Here is a 22,329-nt window from a genome sequence, read left to right as displayed (position 1 = left end):
GTATTCTCGCGTCAGAGAGAAAGGGTAGCAAATTGCTACCCTCTCACACCCGACTACTCTTCGCTAAACAAGTCGCCGCCGTGCATGTCGATCATTTCCAGCGCCTTGCCACCACCACGGGCGACGCAAGTCAGTGGATCTTCTGCAACTACGACAGGAATACCTGTCTCTTCCATTAACAGGCGGTCGAGGTTACGCAGCAGCGCACCACCACCGGTCAGCACCATACCGCGCTCGGAGATATCGGAAGCCAGCTCTGGCGGGCACTGTTCCAGCGCAACCATCACCGCGCTCACGATGCCGGTCAGCGGCTCCTGCAACGCTTCCAGAATTTCGTTAGAGTTCAGGGTGAATCCGCGCGGCACGCCTTCAGCCAGGTTACGACCGCGAACTTCGATCTCGCGTACTTCGTCACCCGGATAAGCAGAACCGATTTCGTGCTTGATACGCTCTGCGGTTGCTTCACCGATCAGAGAGCCGTAGTTACGGCGAACGTAGTTGATGATGGCTTCGTCGAAGCGGTCACCGCCGATACGTACGGAGGAGGAGTACACCACGCCGTTCAGGGAGATGACGGCCACTTCGGTAGTGCCGCCACCAATATCCACCACCATAGAACCGGTTGCTTCAGAAACCGGCAGACCCGCACCAATTGCCGCAGCCATCGGCTCTTCAATCAGGAACACTTCACGCGCACCGGCACCCTGAGCGGATTCACGGATCGCGCGGCGTTCAACCTGAGTTGCGCCAACCGGCACACACACCAGCACGCGCGGGCTTGGGCGCATGAAGCTGTTGCTGTGAACCTGCTTGATGAAGTGCTGAAGCATTTTTTCGGTCACGAAGAAGTCAGCAATAACGCCGTCTTTCATTGGGCGGATCGCGGCGATGTTGCCCGGCGTACGGCCCAGCATCTGCTTCGCATCATGACCTACTGCGGCCACGCTTTTTGGCGAGCCGGCACGATCCTGACGAATGGCCACAACGGAAGGCTCATTCAATACGATGCCTTGTCCTTTTACATAAATAAGGGTATTCGCGGTACCCAGGTCAATGGACAGGTCATTGGAAAACATGCCACGAAATTTTTTCAACATACTAAGGGATAATCCTGAAAGCTGGGGCGGAAAACAAAATCCGCTTACTTTACCAACCACACGCAGCAGCGACAAGGCGCAAAAATCGTCTGCTACGGTGAAAATTAGTGCAGCACGTTTCCTTTGTTACAAATTCATCCCCTGAATCCGTCAGGGCTGAGTAAACAGCAGCGTCCCTCACTTTCACTTGTAACCCATTAAAGGTCGTTCACTGGCTTTTATGCTCGTCTTACTCAAAGCTACAGGCGCGATATTCTACGTGAAAACAAAGTAAACGGCAGGTCAAACAGAGTATCTTTGCAAATATTTTTTCACATTGGTGTCAAGGGGCTGTGAGGCCGCAAAAAAATCCCCCTGACCGCCCGCTACACCGCGCTCTTTCAACATCTGCCATTCACTGCGTGAACGTACGCCTGTGGCAAATACCTGCGTTTGCGTTCCTTTGCACGCTTCCACCAGGCTCTGTACCAGCAGCTGGTTTTCCGTGCGTTTTTCAATCGTTCTGACCAGACCAGGATGCAGCTTCAATAATTCAACATCCAGCTCTTTGATCCAGCTGGTGCTTACCAGCGTCAGACCCGCCTGGGTGACGGCCACACGAGCCCCAAGCGCATTGATTAAACGTACCACCGGACGTAACCGGCTGATGTGTTGACCTACATCTGCCTCTGCAAGTTCAAAAATAATGCGTTTACGTTGCGATTTTTCGCACTGCATTAACGTGTCGCGTAACCAGCGCTGGAAGCGCGGACGAATCAGCGACTCGACTGTCACCTGTAAAGCCAGATTTTCCTCAGGCCAATACGATAAAAACGGGATGAGGCGGGTGATTTGCTGGCGGTCATACTCTTCGGATAAGCCAAATTGCAGCACCATCGGCAGATATTCCGCCGAGATAACCTCTTCGGTGCCATCAAAAATACGGCACATCAACTCACGGTGATGAACACGACCATTCTTCATGACCGCCGGTTTTTGATAGATACGCGGCCCACCGCGGCTCAGCATCTGTTCAATCAGGGTTCGCCAGCGCACGTTGCCGCGCCCTTTCTCTGGCAGAGTATCATCATAGACCGCCCAGCCGTTCGCGCCCTGTAATACGGCGTTACGCGTAGCCGCTTCCGCATGTTCCATCACCTGCTCCGTCGACTGACCGCCGCGCCAGGCACAGATGCCCATATGCACCATGTCATCTCTGTCGAGCATTTTGCTCTGCGGCAGCGCATCAACGGCTTTCAGCAGCTGGCTGGCGATACTCTCGGACTCCTTTAAGGTGCGATGCGGCAGCAAGACGGCAAAGTCACTGCGGTGGTAGCGCGCCAGCAGCGCGCCGGGGTAGCGCATAATAAAGGTGGACAGCAGGTTAATCAGCGTGAAGAAATTCTCTTCCGCCACGCGCTGTCCCCAGGTATCACGGAGCAGATCGAAGTCCGGCAGGCGAATCATCATCACCACGCCGTGCGTACCCACCTTTTCGGGGTCATCAAGCAGCGTAGCCAGCTGATTATCAAAGAAGAGACGGTTGTTAAGGCCCGTTTTGTTATCCTGCGCGGCGTAGGAGCGGATCAGCGTGTCCATACGGCTACGCTGGTCGCTGGCAAACTGGATTTCGGAGAGCAGCACGTCCAGGGCGCTACTGGTGCGCGACGGCCATTCATAAACCGATCCCCGCACCTGCGGCCCCCGCTCGCCATTGAGTATCCGCACGGAGCGTGTTTCCAGCAGTTCCTGGCCGGAAAGCTGACGACGCTGCCAGCGAACGGCGAGGAAAATGAGCAGCACGATAAAGGCAACGGCGATGGTCAAAGGTGCGGTGGTCATGAGCGAGCGTAAATAGTTGCTCATCGGATCCTGGTACACCATAGCGATCGTCATACCAGGGTGTTTAAGCGAATGGACCGTTACGTCCCGATACTGGTCTACCGTGCCGGCAGGACGATAGCTGCCCTGGCGGGTATGGCTGAAAACGGTCTGCTTTCCCTGTTTAATCTCGATCCGCACAATATCCACAGGCACCATTAACTCATCCAGCTCACGCGAAAGCGCCGGGAAGGGTGTGGTAATCAGGCGGGTGTCGATAACCGATGCGACCGATTCAACACGGTTAACCAGCTTATCCTGGATGGCATTATAAAAGCTCAGCGAGCAGCCGATCAGCGTGACAATGATAGTCAGCCCCGTCAGCAAAGTGATAAAAGCTGAGAACTTCGTCGTTAATCGCATCCTTGAGATTACTCCGTGGGTTGAAGGGGTCGCAAGTGAGCGCTAACTTGCATTTCAAACGCGGCATACTACCAAACCTGGTGTATCTGGCAATTTATTGCGTTACATCGGCACGGTGTTTCACTGAGCGAGTATAGTCTTCAGAACATATTTTCCCATTACTAAACCTGGTGAGGTCCCCCTATGCAGGCTTTGATTTTAGAACAGCAGGACGGCAAAACCGTTGCCTCAGTGCAAACCATCGAGGAGAGCCGCCTGCCGGAAGGCGACGTGACCGTGGATATCGACTGGTCCAGCCTGAACTATAAAGACGCACTGGCCATTACGGGGAAAGGTAAAATCATCCGAAATTTCCCGATGGTGCCCGGAATTGACTTTGCAGGCCGCGTGCATACCAGTGAAGATCCGCGCTTCCACGCCGGACAGCAGGTTCTGCTCACCGGCTGGGGCGTGGGTGAAAACCACTGGGGCGGGCTGGCAGCGCAGGCACGCGTAAAAGGTGACTGGCTGGTCCCGATGCCGAAAGGCATGGACGGCCGCAAAGCGATGATCGTCGGCACGGCGGGCTTCACCGCCATGCTGTGCGTCATGGCGCTGGAAGAGGCCGGGATCCGTCCTGACTCCGGTGAAATCGTCGTCACCGGCGCAAGCGGCGGTGTGGGCAGCACGGCCGTCACGCTGCTGCACAAGCTGGGATATCAGGTCGCCGCCGTCTCTGGCCGCGAAAGTACGCATGATTATCTGCGTCAGCTGGGCGCAAACCGTATTCTGAGCCGCGACGAGTTCGCCGAAACCCGCCCGCTGGAAAAACAGGTCTGGGCTGGCGCGGTCGATACCGTCGGCGACAAAGTGCTGGCGAAGGTGCTGGCGCAAATGAACTACGGCGGCTGCGTGGCGGCCTGTGGACTGGCGGGTGGTTTTGCCCTGCCGACGACAGTGATGCCGTTTATTCTGCGCAACGTGCGACTTCAGGGCGTCGATTCGGTTATGGCTCCAGCCGAGCGGCGTGCCGAGGCCTGGGAACGTCTGGTCCGCGATCTGCCGGCCTCGTTCTATGAGCAGAGCGCCACGGAGATTACCCTGAGCCAGGCGCCAGAGTTCGCGAATAAAATCATGGACAACCAGTTCCACGGTCGTGCGCTGGTCAAAATTGCCTAATCTTCAAATTTTCGTGACATATTCGCGCTAACCCGCCTCCTCCGTCATGCTTAGAAAAACGCCTGACGGAGGATGCCATGAAAACCCGAAAACTGACGGAAGCCGACGTAACGTCTGAATCTGTCTTTATGCTACAGCGCCGCCAGATCCTGAAGATGCTTGGCATCAGCGCCACCGCACTGACGCTCACGCCTGCGGCCCACGCTGATCTGCTCGACTGGTTTAAGGGTAACGATCGCCCGAAAGCCCCCTCTGGTGCCCCCCTTAACTTCACCAAACCGGCGCAATGGCAAAATAAGCTGGCGCTGACCCCGGAAGAGAAAGTCACCGGCTATAACAACTTCTATGAGTTTGGTCTTGATAAGGCCGATCCTGCCGCCAACGCGGGCAGCATGAAAACCGATCCCTGGACCCTGAAGATTGATGGCGAAGTGGCTAAACCGCTGACGCTGGATCATCACGACCTCACCACCCGCTTCCCTCTTGAAGAACGCATTTACCGCATGCGCTGCGTGGAAGCCTGGTCGATGGTCGTGCCGTGGGTGGGCTTCCCTTTGCACAAGCTGCTGGCCCTGGCTGAGCCCACCAGCAATGCGAAGTATGTCTCCTTCCAGACGCGCTATGCGCCGGACGAGATGCCGGGCCAGAAGGATCGGTTCATCGGCGGCGGGCTGGAATATCCGTACGTTGAAGGGTTACGCCTCGACGAAGCCATGCATCCCCTTACGCTGCTGACCGTGGGCGTTTACGGCAAAGCACTGCCGCCGCAAAACGGTGCCCCCATTCGCTTAACCGTACCGTGGAAATACGGCTTCAAAAACATTAAATCCATCGTCAGCATCAAGCTCACCCGCGAGCGCCCGCCGACCACCTGGAACCTGGCGGCGCCCGACGAGTACGGGTTTTACGCCAACGTTAACCCACACGTTGACCATCCTCGCTGGTCCCAGGCGACGGAACGTTTTATCGGTTCCGGCGGCGCGCTGGACGTTAAACGCCAGCCAACGCTGCTGTTTAACGGCTATGCAGATGAGGTGGCATCCCTCTACCGTGGGCTGAATTTACGGGAGAACTTCTGAGTGCGTTTAACGGCAAAGCAGATAACCGGGCTGAAGTTTCTCCTGCACTTAGCCGGATTACTCCCCTTTATCTGGCTCTTTTGGGCAGCCAGTCAGGGGCAGTTTAGTGCCGATCCGGCTAAAGATATTCAGCATTTTACGGGTCGGATGGCTCTGAAATTTTTGCTGGCGACCTTGCTCGTCTCACCGCTGGCGCGCTACGCTAAACAGCCCTTATTGATACGCACGCGACGGCTTTTGGGGCTATGGTGTTTTGCCTGGGCGACGCTGCATCTCACCAGCTACGCCCTGCTGGAGCTGGGCATTAACAACCTGGCACTACTCGGCAGCGAACTGGTGACGCGCCCTTATCTGACGCTGGGTATCATAAGCTGGCTGGTTTTACTGGCGCTGACGCTGACGTCCACGCAGTACGCGCAGCGAAAACTGGGTCGACGTTGGCAACGGCTGCACAACTTCGTCTATCTTGTCGCGATCCTCGCCCCCCTTCATTACCTGTGGTCGGTGAAGATTTTATCCCCTCAGCCAGTCATCTACGCCCTGCTGGCATTGGCCCTTTTAGCATGGCGTTACAAGAAGTTCCGCCAGTGGTGGCGATAGTTAACGAAACTGTGCGTTTTCCCGCAGAATATTTATCAACCGCGAATCTTTTTCGGATAGCGGTTGATAATCTTCCCTGATAAGACCAGTATTTAGCTGCCAAATGCTACGAAATCGTTATAATGTGCGACTTCGGTTTTCCGGACAGGGGTTTTAGGCCTCTGAAAGGGTGACAATTGCGCGTTGAGGGTATATGTTGTTTTTTACCCGAAAATCGCAGGAGATAGCGGCACAATGGCTGACAAATTCCAAATTTTAGTTTTGAACGGACCGAACCTGAACATGCTCGGCACCCGTGAGCCAGAGAAGTACGGCACGCTGACATTGAGCGAAATTGTTAACCGTCTGGGTACGGAAGCAGCCTCGCTGAATGTGGATTTGGATCATTTTCAGTCAAATGCGGAGTACGCAATCATCGACCGTATTCATCAGGCTAAAGACACTGTGGACTATATCCTGATCAATCCGGCCGCGTTTACGCACACCAGTGTTGCTATACGCGATGCACTGCTCGCGGTGAGTATCCCGTTTATCGAGATCCACCTGAGTAATGTGCACGCCCGAGAGCCGTTCCGCCACCATTCCTACCTGTCGGATATCGCCGCTGGCGTGATTTGTGGGCTGGGTGCAGACGGCTATTCATACGCTTTACAGACAGCGGTAAAACGCTTGTCACAATCACACTAAACAAGAGTACGGAACCCACTCATGGATATTCGTAAGATTAAAAAACTGATCGAGCTGGTTGAAGAATCAGGCATCTCCGAACTGGAAATTTCTGAAGGCGAAGAGTCTGTACGCATCAGCCGTGCAGCCCCAGCCGCTAGCTTCCCGGTAATGCAGCAAGCTTACGCTGCGCCAGTGCAACAGCCTGCGCTCGCCGCAGCCGTTGCGCCAGCGGCAGCAGAAGCAGCACCTGCGGCTGCAACAGAAATCAGTGGTCACATCGTACGTTCCCCAATGGTTGGTACTTTCTACCGCACCCCGAGCCCGGATGCGAAAGCGTTCATCGAAGTGGGTCAGAAAGTCAACGTAGGCGATACCCTGTGCATCGTTGAAGCCATGAAAATGATGAACCAGATCGAAGCAGACAAATCAGGTACTGTGAAAGCGATTCTGGTCGAAAGTGGTCAGCCGGTAGAATTTGACGAGCCGCTGGTCGTCATCGAGTAACGAGGCGAACATGCTGGATAAAATTGTTATCGCCAACCGTGGCGAGATTGCACTGCGTATTCTTCGTGCCTGTAAAGAACTGGGCATCAAGACCGTGGCCGTGCACTCAAGCGCGGATCGCGATTTAAAACACGTATTGCTGGCGGATGAGACGGTCTGTATCGGTCCGGCTCCGTCCGTAAAAAGCTATCTGAACATTCCGGCGATCATCAGCGCCGCCGAAATTACCGGCGCGGTCGCGATTCACCCGGGCTACGGCTTCCTCTCTGAGAACGCCAACTTTGCTGAGCAGGTTGAACGCTCTGGCTTTATCTTCATCGGCCCGAAAGCCGACACCATTCGCCTGATGGGCGATAAAGTGTCTGCCATCACCGCGATGAAAAAAGCCGGTGTTCCAACCGTACCAGGCTCTGACGGCCCGTTGACCGACGACATGGATGCTAACCGTGCTCATGCTAAACGCATTGGCTACCCGGTTATCATCAAGGCGTCCGGCGGCGGCGGCGGTCGCGGTATGCGCGTTGTGCGCAGCGATGCCGAACTGGCGCAGTCCATCTCCATGACCAAAGCGGAAGCGAAAGCGGCTTTCAGCAATGACATGGTGTACATGGAAAAATACCTGGAAAACCCACGCCACATCGAAATTCAGGTGCTGGCCGACGGTCAGGGTAACGCGATCTATCTGGCAGAACGTGACTGCTCCATGCAGCGTCGTCACCAGAAAGTCGTTGAAGAAGCGCCAGCGCCGGGCATTACCCCGGAACTGCGTCGCTACATCGGCGAGCGTTGCGCTAAAGCCTGTGTTGATATCGGCTATCGCGGGGCGGGTACCTTTGAGTTCCTGTTCGAAAACGGCGAGTTCTACTTCATTGAGATGAACACCCGTATTCAGGTTGAACACCCGGTTACCGAAATGATCACCGGCGTTGACCTGATCAAAGAGCAGCTGCGTATCGCAGCCGGTCAGCCGCTGTCCATCAAGCAGGAAGAAGTTGTGGTGAAAGGCCATGCGGTAGAGTGCCGTATCAACGCCGAAGACCCGAACACCTTCCTGCCAAGCCCGGGTAAAATCACGCGTTTCCACGCGCCGGGTGGCTTCGGTGTGCGCTGGGAGTCCCATATCTACGCCGGTTACACCGTACCGCCGTACTATGACTCAATGATCGGTAAGCTGATCTGCTACGGCGAAAACCGTGACGTGGCAATTGCCCGCATGAAGAACGCCCTTCAGGAGCTGATCATCGATGGGATCAAAACCAACGTTGATCTCCAGATGCGCATTATGAGCGACGAGCACTTCCAGAATGGTGGAACTAACATCCACTACCTGGAGAAAAAACTCGGTCTGAACGAGAAGTAACAGACCAGCGCTGCTAAAAGGCCGGATAATCCGGCCTTTTTTATTTCTGGGGATCGCAAAGCCCCATCATGTACAATCCCCGCTTTCTTCATCCACAAGGGACAAAAAATGGACAAGCGTTTTGTTCAGGCCCATAAAGAAGCGCGCTGGGCGCTGTGGCTGACCCTTCTCTATCTTGCCGCTTGGTTAGTAACTGCTTACTTACCTGATTCAGCTATCGGCATAACCGGCCTTCCGCACTGGTTTGAAATGGCCTGCCTGCTGCTGCCGCTGGTGTTTATTGTGCTGTGCTGGGCGATGGTGAAATTCATCTATCGCGATATTTCTCTGGAGGACGATGATGCAGCTTGAAGTCATTCTGCCCCTTATCGCTTACCTGTTCCTGGTGTTTGGCCTGTCGGTTTATGCGATGCGTAAACGTTCGACCGGCACCTTCCTGAACGAGTATTTCCTCGGGAGCCGCTCGATGGGTGGCGTCGTGCTGGCCATGACGCTGACCGCCACCTACATCAGCGCCAGCTCGTTTATCGGTGGCCCCGGCGCAGCCTATAAGTACGGACTGGGCTGGGTACTGCTGGCCATGATCCAGCTTCCTGCCATCTGGCTCTCGCTTGGCATACTGGGTAAAAAATTTGCCATCCTGGCTCGCCGCTACAATGCCGTGACGCTGAACGATATGCTGTTTGCCCGCTATCAGAGCCGCCTGCTGGTATGGCTGGCAAGCCTGAGCCTGCTGGTGGCGTTCATCGGGGCGATGACCGTGCAGTTCATCGGCGGCGCGCGCCTGCTGGAAACGGCGGCCGGGATCCCCTACGAGACGGGTCTGGTCATCTTCGGCGTCAGTATCGCGCTGTATACCGCGTTTGGCGGGTTCCGCGCCAGCGTGCTGAACGACACGATGCAGGGGCTGGTCATGCTCGTTGGCACCCTCGTTCTTCTGGTCGGCATCGTGCATGCCGCGGGTGGCCTGGGCCATGCGGTTGAAACCCTGGAAGCGATCGATCCGAAGCTGATCTCGCCGCAGGGGGCAGATGATATTCTCTCTCCAACCTTCATGACTTCGTTCTGGGTGCTGGTGTGCTTTGGGGTCATTGGCCTGCCGCATACCGCCGTGCGCTGCATCTCTTATAAAGACAGTAAAGCCGTGCACCGGGGGATCATCATCGGGACAATTGTGGTGGCGATCCTGATGTTTGGCATGCACCTGGCGGGCGCGCTGGGACGTGCGGTGATCCCTGACCTTACCGTGCCGGATCTGGTCATCCCGACCCTGATGGTAAAAGTGCTGCCGCCGTTTGCCGCCGGGATTTTCCTCGCCGCGCCCATGGCGGCCATTATGTCGACCATCAACGCCCAGTTACTGCAAAGTTCCGCTACGATCATTAAAGATCTCTACCTGAACCTGCGCCCTGAACAGGTCGAAAATGAACGTCGCCTGAAGCGTATGTCGGCCGCGATCACCCTGGTGCTGGGTGCGCTGCTGCTGCTGGCCGCGTGGCGTCCACCGGAGATGATCATCTGGCTGAACCTGCTCGCCTTTGGCGGGCTGGAGGCCGTTTTCCTGTGGCCGCTGGTGCTGGGCCTTTACTGGGAACGCGCTAATGCCGCGGGTGCGTTAAGCGGCATGATTGTCGGGGGCGTTCTTTATGCCGTTCTCGCAACGTTTAAAATTCAGTATCTGGGCTTTCATCCGATTGTGCCCTCGCTGCTGTTAAGTTTACTGGCGTTTGTGGTGGGTAACCGTTTCGGTCGCCCCGTACCACCCGCCCCCCTGATTTCTACTGATAAATAAAGAGTTTTGCCATGCCGTGGATCCAATTAAAACTGAACACAACCGGTGCGAACGCCGAAGAACTGAGTGATGCGCTGATGGAAGCCGGTTCGGTCTCTATCACTTTCCAGGATACCCATGACACGCCGGTCTTTGAGCCGCTGCCGGGCGAAACGCGCCTGTGGGGCGATACCGACGTTATCGGCCTGTTTGATGCAGAAACCGACATGAAAGAAGTGGTGGCGATTCTGGAAAACCATCCGCTGCTGGGCGCAGGCTTCGCGCATAAAATTGAACAGCTGGAAGACAAAGACTGGGAACGCGAGTGGATGGACAACTTCCATCCGATGCAGTTTGGTCAGCGTCTGTGGATCTGCCCAAGCTGGCGCGAGGTTCCCGATGAAAACGCGGTGAACGTGATGCTCGATCCGGGTCTGGCGTTTGGAACCGGTACTCACCCGACAACTTCCCTGTGCCTGCAATGGCTGGATGGTCTGGATCTGGAAGGCAAAACCGTGATCGACTTCGGCTGCGGATCCGGGATCCTCGCTATCGCGGCGCTGAAGCTGGGCGCGGCCAAAGCCATCGGGATCGACATCGATCCGCAGGCGATTCAGGCCAGCCGTGATAACGCCGAGCGTAACGGCGTTTCCGATCGCCTTGAACTGTATCTGCCCGATGCACAGCCAGAGGCCATGAAAGCCGATGTGGTGGTCGCGAATATCCTGGCTGGCCCGTTACGCGAGCTGGCGCCGTTAATCAGCGTCCTGCCGGTTGAGGGCGGCCTGCTGGGTCTGTCCGGCATTCTGGCAAGCCAGGCAGACAGCGTCTGCGACGCCTACGCCGATCTCTTTGCGCTTGACCCGGTCGTCGAGAAAGAAGAGTGGTGCCGCATTACCGGTCGTAAAAAATAAGCATTTGGCGTGGTCCTCTGACCACGCCTTTCCCCTCAGGTTTTCCCTCCCGCCTTCATCCTTTCTCCGATAAAATAACCCTGCAAACAATAATGTTAATTATTGATTTGGATAATAAAATTTACAGGAAGAATACGATGAAACATATTGCAGGCAAGGCAGCGCTGCTGGCGCTGAGCATGATGTCGGCTTCGGCTTACGCATCACACTGGAGCTATCAGGGAGAAGGCGCACCGGAGCACTGGGGCGAACTGGACGAGGCGTATAAAACGTGTAAAAGCGGGATGTATCAGTCGCCGATTAACATTGATAGCACGGTCAAAGCCCATATCTCTCCGCTGGAAACGCACTACATCGACGGCCCGGTCACCCTGACAAATAACGGCCATACTATCCAGGCGAGTGAAAACGCCGATACACGCGACAGCATCACGCTTGATAAACAGACCTGGACGTTACAACAGTTCCATTTCCATGCGCCGTCCGAAAACACGGTGCACGGTAAAAAATACGCCATGGAAATGCATCTGGTGCACAAAAATGCTGACGGCGAACTGACGGTCGTTGCCGTTATGTTCGACCAGGGAGCGGCAAACGCTGAGTTGGATAAACTCTGGAGCGTAATGCCAGGACAGGTTGACCAGAACGTCACGATCAAGGCAACCCTCGATATAAATAAACTCCTGCCCGCGGATAAAACCTACTGGCGCTTCAGCGGCTCTCTGACCACGCCGCCGTGCTCAGAAGGGGTAACGTGGCTGGTGCTTAAGCAACCGCTGACCGTCTCTGCTGAACAGCTGCAAAAATTCACTCACACCCTGCATCACGATAACAACCGCCCGGTACAGCCGCTTCATGGCCGCCTGGTGGCTGAATAAGGCGTTTTTTTGCGCTGATATCCTGTGCTGAAATGCGACACAGATCGCAAGAAGCACCCTAATCTGCTGCATATCGCAGCAGATTATCCCGGACAATTGATCCATTTATTCAGAAATGATGAGAAGTTACGGGAAATTGTAAGAGCCCATAAAACGTTCATTTATTCATAACCCAATGATTTAAATAGCGAATAATCTTATCCCAAAAGTATGACTGGCGATTCATTGATCTACAGCAGTGGATTGTTCAAAGTTTGGCCTTTCATCTCGTGCAAAAAATGCGTAATATACGCCGCCTTGCAGTCACAGTATGGTCATTTCTTAACTCATGCGCATCGGACACCACCAGCTCAGAAATCGCCTGATCGCAGCACCCATGGCAGGTATTACCGACCGGCCGTTCAGGACGCTGTGCTACGAGATGGGAGCAGGACTGACCGTTTCCGAGATGATGTCGTCTAACCCGCAGGTTTGGGAAAGCGATAAGTCCCGCCTACGGATGGTGCACGTTGATGAGCCAGGTATTCGTACCGTGCAAATTGCCGGAAGCGTGCCTGAAGAAATGGCTGATGCCGCGCGTATTAACGTGGAAAGTGGCGCCCAGATTATTGATATCAATATGGGTTGCCCGGCCAAAAAGGTGAATCGCAAGCTTGCAGGTTCAGCCCTTCTGCAATACCCCGACCAGGTGAAGTCAATCCTGACGGCGGTTGTCAGCGCAGTGGACGTTCCTGTTACGTTAAAGATTCGCACGGGTTGGTCGCCGGAGCACCGTAACTGCGTAGAGATTGCCCAACTGGCCGAAGACTGTGGCATTCAGGCCCTGACCATTCATGGACGCACTCGCGCCTGTTTGTTCAACGGTGAAGCTGAATACGACAGCATTCGGGCAGTTAAGCAGAAAGTTTCCATTCCGATTATCGCGAATGGCGACATTACTGACCCGCTTAAAGCCAGAGCTGTGCTCGACTATACGGGAGCTGATGCTCTGATGATAGGACGTGCCGCTCAGGGAAGACCCTGGATCTTTCGGGAAATCCAGCATTATCTGGACACTGGGGAGCTGCTTGCCCCGCTGCCTCTGGCAGAGGTTAAGCGCTTGCTTTGTTCGCATGTTCGGGAACTGCATGACCACTACGGTCAGGCAAAAGGGTACCGAATTGCGCGTAAACACGTCTCCTGGTATCTCCAGGAGCACGCTCCAAATGACCAGTTTCGGCGCACATTCAACGCCATTGAGGATGCCAGCGAACAGCTGGAGGCGTTGGAGGCATACTTCGAAAATCTTGCGTAATGAAATAAAGAGCTGACAGAACTATGTTCGAACAACGCGTAAATTCTGACGTACTGACCGTATCTACCGTTAACTCTCAGGATCAGGTGACTCAAAAGCCCCTGCGTGACTCGGTTAAACAGGCACTGAAGAACTATTTTGCTCAACTGAACGGTCAGGATGTTAATGACCTGTATGAGCTGGTACTGGCTGAAGTTGAACAGCCACTGTTGGACATGGTGATGCAATACACCCGTGGTAATCAAACCCGCGCTGCCCTGATGATGGGCATCAACCGTGGTACCCTGCGTAAGAAATTGAAAAAATACGGCATGAACTAATTTCGATTAGCTAACTGCTTGTTTAAAAAGGCGCTCTTCGGCATGGGGAAGCGCCTTTTTTATCGCCCAAACGGGCGACCGTCAACCTTTGTAAACCTTTTCTTTCCCCACTTTTCAACGCCCACTTTTCGTGTATATTTCCAGCACCTTACAGGCTCTCTTTTCGCGGAATGACACATGATTCGTAAATACTGGTGGCTGGTCGTTTTTGCTGTTTCTGTTTTCCTTTTCGATGCGCTGCTGATGCAGTGGATTGAACTAATGAGCACTGAAACCGATAAATGTCGCAATATGAATTCCGTGAATCCGCTAAAACTGGTGAACTGTTCAGAGCTGGACTAACCGCTACCCCCTGCGCCATCCCTGCTATCACCTAATAAAAACAGGGATTTAAATCACTTTTCGTCATTTCCTGACGATGATACTGTCTGTGCCCTTTCCAACCGCTCTTGCCTAACATCCCCCAACGAGTGAACAGACCATGCTGGTTAGCCAATACAACCAAATCCTCGTCGTCATCTCCTTTGTTGTCGCCATTCTTGCCGCCTATACCGCATTGAATATGACTGCGCGCGTTGCCGGTAGCCAGGGCGTCGCTGCGCGCGTCTGGTTGGCAGGCGGCGGGGTATCGATGGGGATTGGCGTGTGGGCGATGCATTTCATCGGTATGCTGGCGATGGATCTTTCCATGAGCATGAGCTACAACGCGGCCCTGACCGTGCTTTCGATGGTTATCGCTATCAGCTCGTCGATGTTCGCCCTGTGGCTCGTTAGCGGTGAGCAGTTGCGTTTGCGCCAGCTGCTCCCCGGCGCAGCAGTAATGGGAGCGGGCATTGTTGCCATGCACTACACCGGAATGGCTGCACTGGAAGTCACACCGGGCATTGTGTGGGATAAAACGTGGGTGGCCATCTCTGTGGTCATTGCCCTGGCTGCGTCACTGACCGCGCTTTGGCTGACGTTCCGTTTACGACAGGAAGCCGCACAAATGGCGCTGATGCGACTGGGGGCGGCGATCACCATGGGCATCGCTATCGCTGGTATGCATTACGCCGGCATGGAAGCCGCCCAGTTTCCGGTGTCGACGATGGTCCACCATCATGGCATTAACGGTAGCTGGCTGGCGGTACTGGTAAGCGTGGTCGCGCTTGCTATTTTGGGGATCACATTACTGGTGTCGATGTTCGATGCCCGCCTTCAGGCTCGTACCTCGCTGCTGGCCTCATCGCTGGCAGAAGCTAACCGCGAGCTCGCACAACTGGCGTTACATGATACGCTGACGCGTTTACCCAATCGCATTCTGCTGGAGGATCGTCTCGATCAGGCTATCAGCAAGGCCGATCGCGAGGGCAACGCCTTCGCGCTGATGTTTATGGATCTCGATGGTTTTAAAACCGTTAATGATGCCTACGGTCATGACGTCGGTGACAAGCTTCTGGTTGCCGTGACTCAGCGCCTGCTGTTGCAGTTGAAAGGTCAGTACACGCTGGCGCGTATCGGTGGGGATGAATTCGTCCTGCTGGCCGAAACTGACAGCCCGGATGATGCAGCCTCACTGGCCAATTCACTGGTGCGCGTTATTGATAGCCCGTTCCATCTCGATCCTTACGAGCTGATGGTCACCCTGAGCATTGGCATCGCGCTCTATCCGCACGACGGCAACACCGATCGTGAACTGATGTTTAACGCTGATGCGGCGATGTATCACACGAAACATATGGGTCGCAACGGTTATCACTTCTTCCAGCCGTCAATGAATACGCTGGCGCAGACGCATCTTCAGTTGATGAACGATCTGTGGCAGGCCATTGAACGTAATGAGTTACGCCTGCTATATCAACCTAAATTCCACGCCCCTGCCGGGCCAGTACTTGGGTTTGAAGCGCTGTTACGCTGGCAGCATCCAAAACAGGGATTATTGTCTCCCGAGCTGTTTCTGCCGCTGGCAGAGAAAACCGGGCTGATTATTCCCATTGGAAACTGGGTCATCGACGAGGCCTGCCGCCAGCTGCGTGAATGGCATCTTCAGGGCCACACGGACTGGTCAATGGCGGTGAATCTTTCTACGTTGCAGTTCGAACAGCCGACGCTGGTTAAAACGGTTCTCGATTGTCTTTCGCGCCATAGCGTACCGCCCGGTATGTTGATCCTGGAGGTGACAGAAACCACGGCGATGAACAATCCAGACGAAAGCGTTCGCGTCCTGACAGCGCTGACGGAAGCCGGCGTAAAAGCCTCGATAGACGATTTTGGTACAGGTTACTCAAGCCTGCTGTATCTTAAGCGGCTCCCCGCCTGTGAGTTAAAAATCGATCGCGCTTTCGTGAAAGAATTAAGTGGAGAGAGCGAAGATGCAACGATTGTCTCAGCGATTGTCGCTCTGGCAAAAACGCTGAATCTGAAGGTTGTGGCGGAAGGGGTGGAAACCGCAGCGCAGCAGGCGTTTTTGACCGAACTGGGATGTAATACGCTACAGGGTTATCTGCTGGGCAAACCGATTACCGCGCAAGCGATTACGGAGCAGTGCCAGCACGGGGAAATGTCGCCACCCCGGAAGCAGTCATGAGGCCGTATCGTAAACCACTGGTGTCACTCGGGTGATATGCAGCGTCGCCAGAATATTATCCACCAGCGCCGGCGCCTGTTGGTACAGATTGAAACTGTTGCTGTGCATTAGCCAGTTTTTGATGACTCCGCTAAAAATGGCGTGGAAAGCTATTACCGCAAGTTCAATATTCGTTTGTGACGAGATGGCGTTAAATATTTCCGCTTTACTCGAAAAATGCCAGTAAACTGCCCCGCGAGTGAGTTGCGCAGCATCGGCGATGTCGGTGAGCGTGGTGTTAGCCACGCCTCGCGTCGCAAATAGCCCGATAGCGGCTTCAATCAACTGCTGACGGGTCTTTTGAGCCTCTTCTTTCTTTTTACGCGCCATAGCCTGCTACTCATTGCTCATACGATTAATACACTACCAAACGTAATGATGGGGTCGGATAAATAAAAGCATTCATTATAACCGGCTTTCATTTTGCACAAAAAAAGTCAATTTACTTAATTTATAATTCAGTCAAATAAGTTCAAAACATTGCATTCACAAAGTATATGAATAAAGCGAACCCAAAAATGTTGCGCTGGTTATCCTGACAGAAATTGCATATTGAAAGCACAGGACCAGATTCTGATTTTCACTTTCTAATGCCTTCCTCAGCACGTATAAATTAAAAAACATTAAATACCCTCATTATTATACGCAGCTACATTTTTATTTTTGCCTCATACCCTTTCACCGATTCACGGTAATTATCAGTTTAGGGGTAGTTCAAGGAACAGTAATGACGACTCATTTCAGACGCTTACCCTTATACGGTTTCATTGTCTGTGCCGCACTGCTCGCCGGGTGCGATGGGCAGGAAAATTCACAGCAGCATGCGCAAGCCCCCCAGGTAAGTGTTCATATAGTCAAAAGCGCGCCGCTGGCCGTAACGACGGAATTACCAGGCAGAACAGATGCGTATCGTGTTGCGGAGGTTCGTCCCCAGGTCAGTGGTATCATTCTGCACCGTAATTTTACCGAAGGCAGCGATGTTAAAGCGGGTGAATCCCTTTATCAGATCGATCCTGCCACCTATCAGGCAGCCTACGACAATGCGAAAGGTGAACTGGTAAAAGCGCAGGCGGCGGCAAATATTGCCCATCTGACGGTGAAACGTTACGTTCCGCTGGTCGGTACGCAATATGTGAGCAAGCAGGAGTACGATCAGGCGGTGGCAACCGCCCAGCAGGCGGATGCGAGCGTCGTTGCCGCGAAGGCTGGCGTTGAAAGCGCGCGTATCAACCTCGCCTACACGAAAGTCACATCGCCAATCAGCGGGCGCATTGGTAAATCCATCGTCACTGAAGGGGCATTAGTCACGAATGGTCAGTCAACTGCGCTGGCGACGGTTCAGCAGCTCGATCCAATTTATGTCGACGTGACCCAGTCCAGCAGCGATTTTATGCGTCTGAAGCAGACAAGCCTGCAAAAGGGCGACACCAGCAGCGTCGAGCTGCTGATGGAAAACGGCCAGCCTTATCCGTTAAAAGGAACGTTACAGTTCTCTGACGTCACGGTAGATGAAAGTACCGGCTCAATCACCCTTCGCGCCCTCTTCCCTAATCCTCAGCATATGCTGTTACCGGGTATGTTTGTCCGTGCACGCATCGATGAAGGTACGCAGCCGGATGCCATTCTTGTTCCCCAGCAGGGGGTAACCCGTACACCGCGCGGAGATGCCACCGTGCTTGTGGTAAACAATAAAAACCAGGTGGAATCTCGCACTGTCGTTGCACCGCAGGCGATTGGCGATCGGTGGCTGGTCACGGACGGCCTTAAAAACGGCGACCGCGTCATCACCAGCGGCCTGCAAAAAGTTCGCCCTGGGGTCACCGTCGTGGCTATTCCTGATACCGCCGCTACTCCAGCCAGTTAAGGGATATCGACATGGCTAATTTCTTTATTCAACGGCCTGTTTTCGCCTGGGTACTCGCCATCATTCTGATGATGGCGGGCGGGCTGGCCATTTTAAAACTGCCGGTCGCGCAATATCCGACCATTGCGCCCCCCGCGGTTGCGGTGACAGCAACCTACCCTGGAGCGGATGCCCAGACGGTACAGGACACGGTGACGCAGGTTATCGAACAGAACATGAACGGAATAGACAATCTGATGTACATGTCGTCCACCAGTGATTCTGCCGGTAACGTTACCATCACCCTGACGTTCGAGTCGGGTACGGATCCTGATATCGCGCAAGTGCAGGTTCAGAACAAGCTTCAGCTCGCCATGCCGCTGCTGCCGCAGGAAGTGCAGCAACAGGGGATCGGCGTGGAAAAATCGAGCAGCAGCTTCCTGCTGGTTGCGGGCTTCGTGTCGGATAATAAAAACCTCACCCAGGATGATATCTCCGACTATGTTGCTTCTAACGTAAAAGATGCGATCAGCCGTACTTCCGGCGTTGGTGACGTGCAGCTGTTCGGCGCGCAGTATGCCATGCGCATCTGGCTGGACAGCAACGCAATGAATAAGTACCAGCTCACGCCGCTGGACGTCATTAACCAGCTGAAAACCCAGAACGACCAGATTGCGGCGGGCCAGCTGGGGGGGACGCCGTCTGTACCGGGTCAGCAGCTGAACGCCTCTATTATTGCTCAAACGCGCCTGAAATCGCCGGAGGAGTTTGGCCGTGTGACGCTGAAGGTGAACCAGGACGGTTCAATGGTCCACCTGAAAGATGTGGCCCGCATTGAGCTGGGTGGTGAAAACTACAACATGGTCACCAAAATCAACGGGCAGGCCGCGACGGGGCTCGGGATCAAGCTGGCGACTGGCGCAAACGCGCTGGATACCGCAGCCGCCATCAAAAGCAAACTGGCGCAGTTGCAGCCCTTCTTCCCGCAGGGCCTGAGAGTTGTCTATCCCTACGACACCACACCTTTCGTGAAGATCTCAATACATGAAGTGGTGAAGACGCTGTTTGAAGCGATCGTTCTCGTGTTCCTGGTGATGTACCTGTTCCTGCAAAACCTGCGGGCAACCCTTATACCGACTATCGCGGTACCCGTGGTGTTGCTGGGTACTTTTGCGGTACTGGCTGCGTTCGGTTTCTCCATTAACACCCTGACGATGTTCGGGATGGTATTGGCGATAGGTTTGCTCGTCGATGATGCCATCGTGGTGGTCGAGAACGTAGAACGTGTGATGGTGGAGGACAAGCTGCCGCCAAAAGAGGCGACGCAGAAGTCGATGGAACAAATCCAGGGCGCTCTGGTGGGCATTGCCATGGTGCTTTCGGCGGTGTTTATACCGATGGCATTTTTTGGAGGCTCTACCGGGGCTATCTATCGTCAGTTCTCGCTAACCATCGTCTCCGCGATGGCCCTGTCGGTGCTGGTCGCGCTGATATTAACGCCAGCGCTTTGTGCTACCCTGCTCAAACCCGTTGCCAGCGAGCATCATGAAAAAAAAGGTGGCTTCTTTGGCTGGTTTAACGCGCTTTTTGATAAGAGCGTGGAGCACTACAGCAACAGCGTAAGCGGTATTTTACGTAAGACCGGGCGCTATCTGCTGGTGTACGTCATCATCGTCGGCGGCATGGCAGTCCTGTTCCTGCGCCTGCCTTCCTCCTTCCTGCCGGAAGAGGATCAGGGGGTGTTTATGACGATGGTTCAGCTTCCGGCAGGGGCGACGCAGATGCGCACCCAGCAGGTGCTCGATCAGGTTCAGGATTATTATCTGACGAAAGAGAAAGCGAACGTTGAATCGGTCTTCACCGTAAACGGCTTTAGCTTTAGCGGACAGGGCCAGAACGCCGGTATCGCGTTCGTCAGCCTGAAGCCCTGGGAAGAACGTCCGGGCGATGAAAACGGCGTTAGCGCCATTGTCGGCCGTGCGACGAAAGCGTTCAGCCAGATCAAAGATGGCCTTGTATTTCCGTTTAACCTGCCCGCGATTATTGAGCTGGGCACGGCGACAGGCTTCGACTTCGAACTGATTGACCAGGCAAACCTGGGACATACGCAGCTAACGCAGGCGCGTAACCAGCTGCTTGGCATGGTGAGAGAACATTCAGAATTACTGGTCCGCGTGCGTCCTAACGGCCTGGAGGATACGCCTCAGTTCAAGCTGGATGTCGATCAGGAGAAAGCACAGGCGTTAGGTGTGAGCGTATCTGATGTTAATCAGACCATCTCAACAGCACTGGGTGGCACCTATGTGAATGACTTTATCGATCATGGACGCGTGAAAAAAGTTTACGTACAGGCTGATGCTCGCTTCCGTATGCTGCCAGAAGACATTAACGGCCTGTATGTGCGTAGCGCTAACGGCGAAATGGTGCCTTTCTCTGCCTTTAGCAGCTCTCACTGGGTATACGGTTCACCCCGTCTGGAACGTTACAATGGGATGCCGTCAATGGAGATCCTCGGTGAGTCTGCGCCAGGCAAAAGTACCGGTGAGGCAATGGCGTTGATGGAAAGCCTTGCGTCGAAACTGCCTTCCGGCATCGGCTACGACTGGACGGGGATGTCTTACCAGGAACGTCTTTCCGGGAATCAGGCTCCAGCGCTGTACGCCATTTCGCTGATAGTGGTGTTCCTGTGTCTGGCTGCCCTATATGAGAGCTGGTCAATTCCATTCTCGGTCATGCTGGTCGTGCCCCTGGGGGTAATCGGCGCGCTTCTGGCTGCATCGGTGCGCGGGCTGAACAATGACGTCTACTTCCAGGTTGGTCTGCTTACGACAATTGGTTTATCCGCTAAGAACGCCATACTGATTGTTGAGTTCGCCAAGGATCTCATGGATAAAGAAGGCAAAGGGATTATCGAAGCCACGCTGGAAGCCTCACGTATGCGTCTGCGTCCTATCCTGATGACTTCTCTGGCATTCATCCTTGGCGTTATGCCTCTGGTAATCAGTAGTGGTGCAGGAAGTGGGGCACAAAATGCTGTCGGTACGGGGGTAATGGGCGGGATGCTGTCAGCTACGCTACTGGCCATTTTCTTCGTTCCTGTTTTCTTTGTGGTTGTCCGAAGACGGTTTACAAAGCACAAGGATTAATGAAAAATTAAAAGGCATCTCGGGTGCCTTTTTTATTTACGGCAAACAACCGAATAAATATATCGGTTCTTCACATTTTCTCCATTAATTATCTCCACCCACTCCTTTTCTCCATGATTTTTACAATCCACACAAATTGAGATTATTCACCGTTCTGCATGGTATTAGCACGGTGGTAAAATAATCATCAATTCGTTAATTGCCGCATAGGCTCTGAAGCGAATAAGCGATTATTTTGAGGTAACATCATGAAAAGATTCCTTTCCGTTGCACTCCTCGCTGCGCTGCTTGCTGGCTGTGCGCATGACTCTCCTTGTGTACCGGTATACGACGATCAGGGCCGACTGGTTCACACCAATACCTGCATGAAGGGCACCACCCAGGATAACTGGGAAACAGCAGGTGCGATAGCTGGTGGCGCTGCGGCAATAGCGGGCCTGACGCTGGGTATTGTTGCCCTGACTAAATAAGGCTTTTAAAAGCGCGGCGATGTCCGCGCTTTTATTTTGTTGTGATGCAAGCGCTTATATTTTCCATCCTGGCTTTACCCGCTATTAACTCTATTTATTACCCTGCTACGCTTCCTGCTTTACACAGTTAACCCTGTCAGTAACCTCACTCCTGCTGCGTTTCGATTACTTTATGTATACGCACTATTTTGCCAGCTAAACGCATAGGTATACGCCGATACGTGCGAATTTCGCGAGAGGGATTAACGGAGTGAGGGATTTAGCAGTACGCATAACGCAAAAAGGCCATCCTTTCGGATGGCCTTTCTACTTATTTGATGTCTGGCAGTTCCCTACTCTCACATGGGGAGACCCCACACTACCATCGGCGCTACGGCGTTTCACTTCTGAGTTCGGCA

20 protein-coding genes and 1 rRNA gene are annotated in these 22,329 nt (G+C 54.0%); 17 read left to right on the top strand and 4 right to left on the bottom strand.

From position 1 onward, the window contains the following. Positions 1-53: 53 nt before the first annotated feature. Positions 54-1,097: a rod shape-determining protein MreB gene (gene mreB, locus A3466_RS13610; RefSeq protein ID WP_000913396.1), complete on the bottom strand. Its 1,044-nt coding sequence runs from the start codon at positions 1,095-1,097 to the stop codon at positions 54-56. Positions 1,098-1,379: 282 nt separating this feature from the next. Next, the gene (gene csrD, locus A3466_RS13605; RefSeq protein WP_063450995.1) at positions 1,380-3,320 is read right to left on the bottom strand and encodes an RNase E specificity factor CsrD; all 1,941 of its coding nucleotides are present in this window, start codon (positions 3,318-3,320) and stop codon (positions 1,380-1,382) included. 183 nt (positions 3,321-3,503) lie between these two features. Between csrD and A3466_RS13600 the strand changes: the two genes are divergently transcribed. The 14 genes from A3466_RS13600 (at position 3,504) to A3466_RS13535 (ending at position 16,433) form a co-directional block, all read left to right on the top strand. Further along, positions 3,504-4,478, top strand: a complete 975-nt coding sequence (locus tag A3466_RS13600) for an MDR family oxidoreductase (protein ID WP_063450994.1) — start codon at positions 3,504-3,506, stop codon at positions 4,476-4,478. Positions 4,479-4,555: 77 nt separating this feature from the next. Next, positions 4,556-5,557, top strand: a complete 1,002-nt coding sequence (gene msrP, locus A3466_RS13595) for a protein-methionine-sulfoxide reductase catalytic subunit MsrP (RefSeq protein WP_063450993.1) — start codon at positions 4,556-4,558, stop codon at positions 5,555-5,557. After that, on the top strand, positions 5,558-6,157 hold the full coding sequence (gene msrQ / locus A3466_RS13590) for a protein-methionine-sulfoxide reductase heme-binding subunit MsrQ (protein WP_063450992.1): 600 nt from the start codon (positions 5,558-5,560) through the stop codon (positions 6,155-6,157). Between the two features lie 234 nt (positions 6,158-6,391). Continuing rightward, a complete protein-coding gene (aroQ, locus tag A3466_RS13585; RefSeq protein WP_022649568.1) occupies positions 6,392-6,844 on the top strand; it encodes a type II 3-dehydroquinate dehydratase in 453 nt (150 codons plus the stop codon). Between the two features lie 21 nt (positions 6,845-6,865). After that, positions 6,866-7,330, top strand: coding sequence for an acetyl-CoA carboxylase biotin carboxyl carrier protein (gene accB / locus A3466_RS13580; RefSeq protein ID WP_063450991.1), 465 nt, complete (start codon positions 6,866-6,868; stop codon positions 7,328-7,330). A gap of 10 nt (positions 7,331-7,340) precedes the next feature. After that, a complete protein-coding gene (accC, locus tag A3466_RS13575) occupies positions 7,341-8,690 on the top strand; it encodes an acetyl-CoA carboxylase biotin carboxylase subunit (RefSeq protein ID WP_003860388.1) in 1,350 nt (449 codons plus the stop codon). A 108-nt stretch (positions 8,691-8,798) separates the two neighbouring features. Next, positions 8,799-9,041 carry a YhdT family protein gene (locus A3466_RS13570; protein WP_022649569.1) on the top strand — a complete coding sequence of 81 codons (243 nt, stop codon included), beginning with the start codon at positions 8,799-8,801 and terminating at the stop codon, positions 9,039-9,041. Next, a complete protein-coding gene (gene panF, locus A3466_RS13565) occupies positions 9,031-10,482 on the top strand; it encodes a sodium/pantothenate symporter (RefSeq protein ID WP_063450990.1) in 1,452 nt (483 codons plus the stop codon). Before A3466_RS13570 ends, panF begins: the two co-directional genes overlap by 11 nt. Positions 10,483-10,493: 11 nt before the next feature. After that, positions 10,494-11,375: a 50S ribosomal protein L11 methyltransferase gene (gene prmA, locus A3466_RS13560; RefSeq protein WP_063450989.1), complete on the top strand. Its 882-nt coding sequence runs from the start codon at positions 10,494-10,496 to the stop codon at positions 11,373-11,375. 137 nt (positions 11,376-11,512) lie between these two features. Beyond that, the gene (locus A3466_RS13555) at positions 11,513-12,253 is read left to right on the top strand and encodes a carbonic anhydrase (RefSeq protein ID WP_063450988.1); all 741 of its coding nucleotides are present in this window, start codon (positions 11,513-11,515) and stop codon (positions 12,251-12,253) included. A 328-nt stretch (positions 12,254-12,581) separates the two neighbouring features. Next, on the top strand, positions 12,582-13,547 hold the full coding sequence (gene dusB, locus A3466_RS13550; RefSeq protein WP_006812176.1) for a tRNA dihydrouridine synthase DusB: 966 nt from the start codon (positions 12,582-12,584) through the stop codon (positions 13,545-13,547). Between the two features lie 23 nt (positions 13,548-13,570). Continuing rightward, positions 13,571-13,867, top strand: coding sequence for a DNA-binding transcriptional regulator Fis (gene fis / locus A3466_RS13545; protein WP_000462905.1), 297 nt, complete (start codon positions 13,571-13,573; stop codon positions 13,865-13,867). A 177-nt stretch (positions 13,868-14,044) separates the two neighbouring features. Beyond that, the gene (locus tag A3466_RS13540) at positions 14,045-14,209 is read left to right on the top strand and encodes a DUF2556 family protein (protein WP_063450987.1); all 165 of its coding nucleotides are present in this window, start codon (positions 14,045-14,047) and stop codon (positions 14,207-14,209) included. Between the two features lie 139 nt (positions 14,210-14,348). Next, positions 14,349-16,433, top strand: coding sequence for a putative bifunctional diguanylate cyclase/phosphodiesterase (locus A3466_RS13535; RefSeq protein ID WP_063450986.1), 2,085 nt, complete (start codon positions 14,349-14,351; stop codon positions 16,431-16,433). On the opposite strand, the gene A3466_RS13530 is transcribed toward A3466_RS13535, so the two are convergent. Continuing rightward, positions 16,428-16,802 carry a TetR family transcriptional regulator gene (locus A3466_RS13530; RefSeq protein ID WP_063450985.1) on the bottom strand — a complete coding sequence of 125 codons (375 nt, stop codon included), beginning with the start codon at positions 16,800-16,802 and terminating at the stop codon, positions 16,428-16,430. The two genes, A3466_RS13535 and A3466_RS13530, sit on opposite strands and share 6 nt — an antisense overlap. A gap of 397 nt (positions 16,803-17,199) precedes the next feature. On the opposite strand from A3466_RS13530, the gene A3466_RS13525 reads away from it, so the two are divergent. From A3466_RS13525 to A3466_RS13515, 3 genes are all read left to right on the top strand, one after another. Then, on the top strand, positions 17,200-18,336 hold the full coding sequence (locus A3466_RS13525) for an efflux RND transporter periplasmic adaptor subunit (protein ID WP_063450984.1): 1,137 nt from the start codon (positions 17,200-17,202) through the stop codon (positions 18,334-18,336). Positions 18,337-18,347: 11 nt separating this feature from the next. Then, positions 18,348-21,461, top strand: a complete 3,114-nt coding sequence (locus tag A3466_RS13520) for an efflux RND transporter permease subunit (RefSeq protein ID WP_063450983.1) — start codon at positions 18,348-18,350, stop codon at positions 21,459-21,461. Between the two features lie 248 nt (positions 21,462-21,709). Further along, complete coding sequence (locus A3466_RS13515; protein ID WP_003860364.1) at positions 21,710-21,931, top strand: lipoprotein; 222 nt, start codon at positions 21,710-21,712, stop codon at positions 21,929-21,931. A gap of 319 nt (positions 21,932-22,250) precedes the next feature. Here A3466_RS13515 and rrf read toward each other — a convergent pair. Continuing rightward, positions 22,251-22,329, bottom strand: a 5S ribosomal RNA gene (gene rrf / locus A3466_RS23890); the annotation flags it as partial.

Origin of the sequence: Enterobacter genomosp. S (genome assembly GCF_001631805.1) — a bacterium.
In the GTDB taxonomy this organism is placed as follows: Bacteria; Pseudomonadota; Gammaproteobacteria; order Enterobacterales; family Enterobacteriaceae; genus Enterobacter; species Enterobacter quasihormaechei.
This window is presented reverse-complemented; position numbering and strand designations above follow the sequence as displayed.

Bases quoted from the DNA above. Each gene is read 5' to 3' on its own strand.
- mreB (WP_000913396.1), bottom strand. From the start codon at position 1,097: ATGTTGAAAAAATTTCGTGGCATGTTTTCCAATGACCTGTCCATTGAC.
- csrD (WP_063450995.1), bottom strand. From the start codon at position 3,320: ATGCGATTAACGACGAAGTTCTCAGCTTTTATCACTTTGCTGACGGGG.
- A3466_RS13600 (WP_063450994.1), top strand. From the start codon at position 3,504: ATGCAGGCTTTGATTTTAGAACAGCAGGACGGCAAAACCGTTGCCTCA.
- msrP (WP_063450993.1), top strand. From the start codon at position 4,556: ATGAAAACCCGAAAACTGACGGAAGCCGACGTAACGTCTGAATCTGTC.
- aroQ (WP_022649568.1), top strand. From the start codon at position 6,392: ATGGCTGACAAATTCCAAATTTTAGTTTTGAACGGACCGAACCTGAAC.
- accB (WP_063450991.1), top strand. From the start codon at position 6,866: ATGGATATTCGTAAGATTAAAAAACTGATCGAGCTGGTTGAAGAATCA.
- accC (WP_003860388.1), top strand. From the start codon at position 7,341: ATGCTGGATAAAATTGTTATCGCCAACCGTGGCGAGATTGCACTGCGT.
- A3466_RS13570 (WP_022649569.1), top strand. From the start codon at position 8,799: ATGGACAAGCGTTTTGTTCAGGCCCATAAAGAAGCGCGCTGGGCGCTG.
- panF (WP_063450990.1), top strand. From the start codon at position 9,031: ATGCAGCTTGAAGTCATTCTGCCCCTTATCGCTTACCTGTTCCTGGTG.
- prmA (WP_063450989.1), top strand. From the start codon at position 10,494: ATGCCGTGGATCCAATTAAAACTGAACACAACCGGTGCGAACGCCGAA.
- A3466_RS13555 (WP_063450988.1), top strand. From the start codon at position 11,513: ATGAAACATATTGCAGGCAAGGCAGCGCTGCTGGCGCTGAGCATGATG.
- dusB (WP_006812176.1), top strand. From the start codon at position 12,582: ATGCGCATCGGACACCACCAGCTCAGAAATCGCCTGATCGCAGCACCC.
- fis (WP_000462905.1), top strand. From the start codon at position 13,571: ATGTTCGAACAACGCGTAAATTCTGACGTACTGACCGTATCTACCGTT.
- A3466_RS13540 (WP_063450987.1), top strand. From the start codon at position 14,045: ATGATTCGTAAATACTGGTGGCTGGTCGTTTTTGCTGTTTCTGTTTTC.
- A3466_RS13535 (WP_063450986.1), top strand. From the start codon at position 14,349: ATGCTGGTTAGCCAATACAACCAAATCCTCGTCGTCATCTCCTTTGTT.
- A3466_RS13530 (WP_063450985.1), bottom strand. From the start codon at position 16,802: ATGGCGCGTAAAAAGAAAGAAGAGGCTCAAAAGACCCGTCAGCAGTTG.
- A3466_RS13525 (WP_063450984.1), top strand. From the start codon at position 17,200: ATGACGACTCATTTCAGACGCTTACCCTTATACGGTTTCATTGTCTGT.
- A3466_RS13520 (WP_063450983.1), top strand. From the start codon at position 18,348: ATGGCTAATTTCTTTATTCAACGGCCTGTTTTCGCCTGGGTACTCGCC.
- A3466_RS13515 (WP_003860364.1), top strand. From the start codon at position 21,710: ATGAAAAGATTCCTTTCCGTTGCACTCCTCGCTGCGCTGCTTGCTGGC.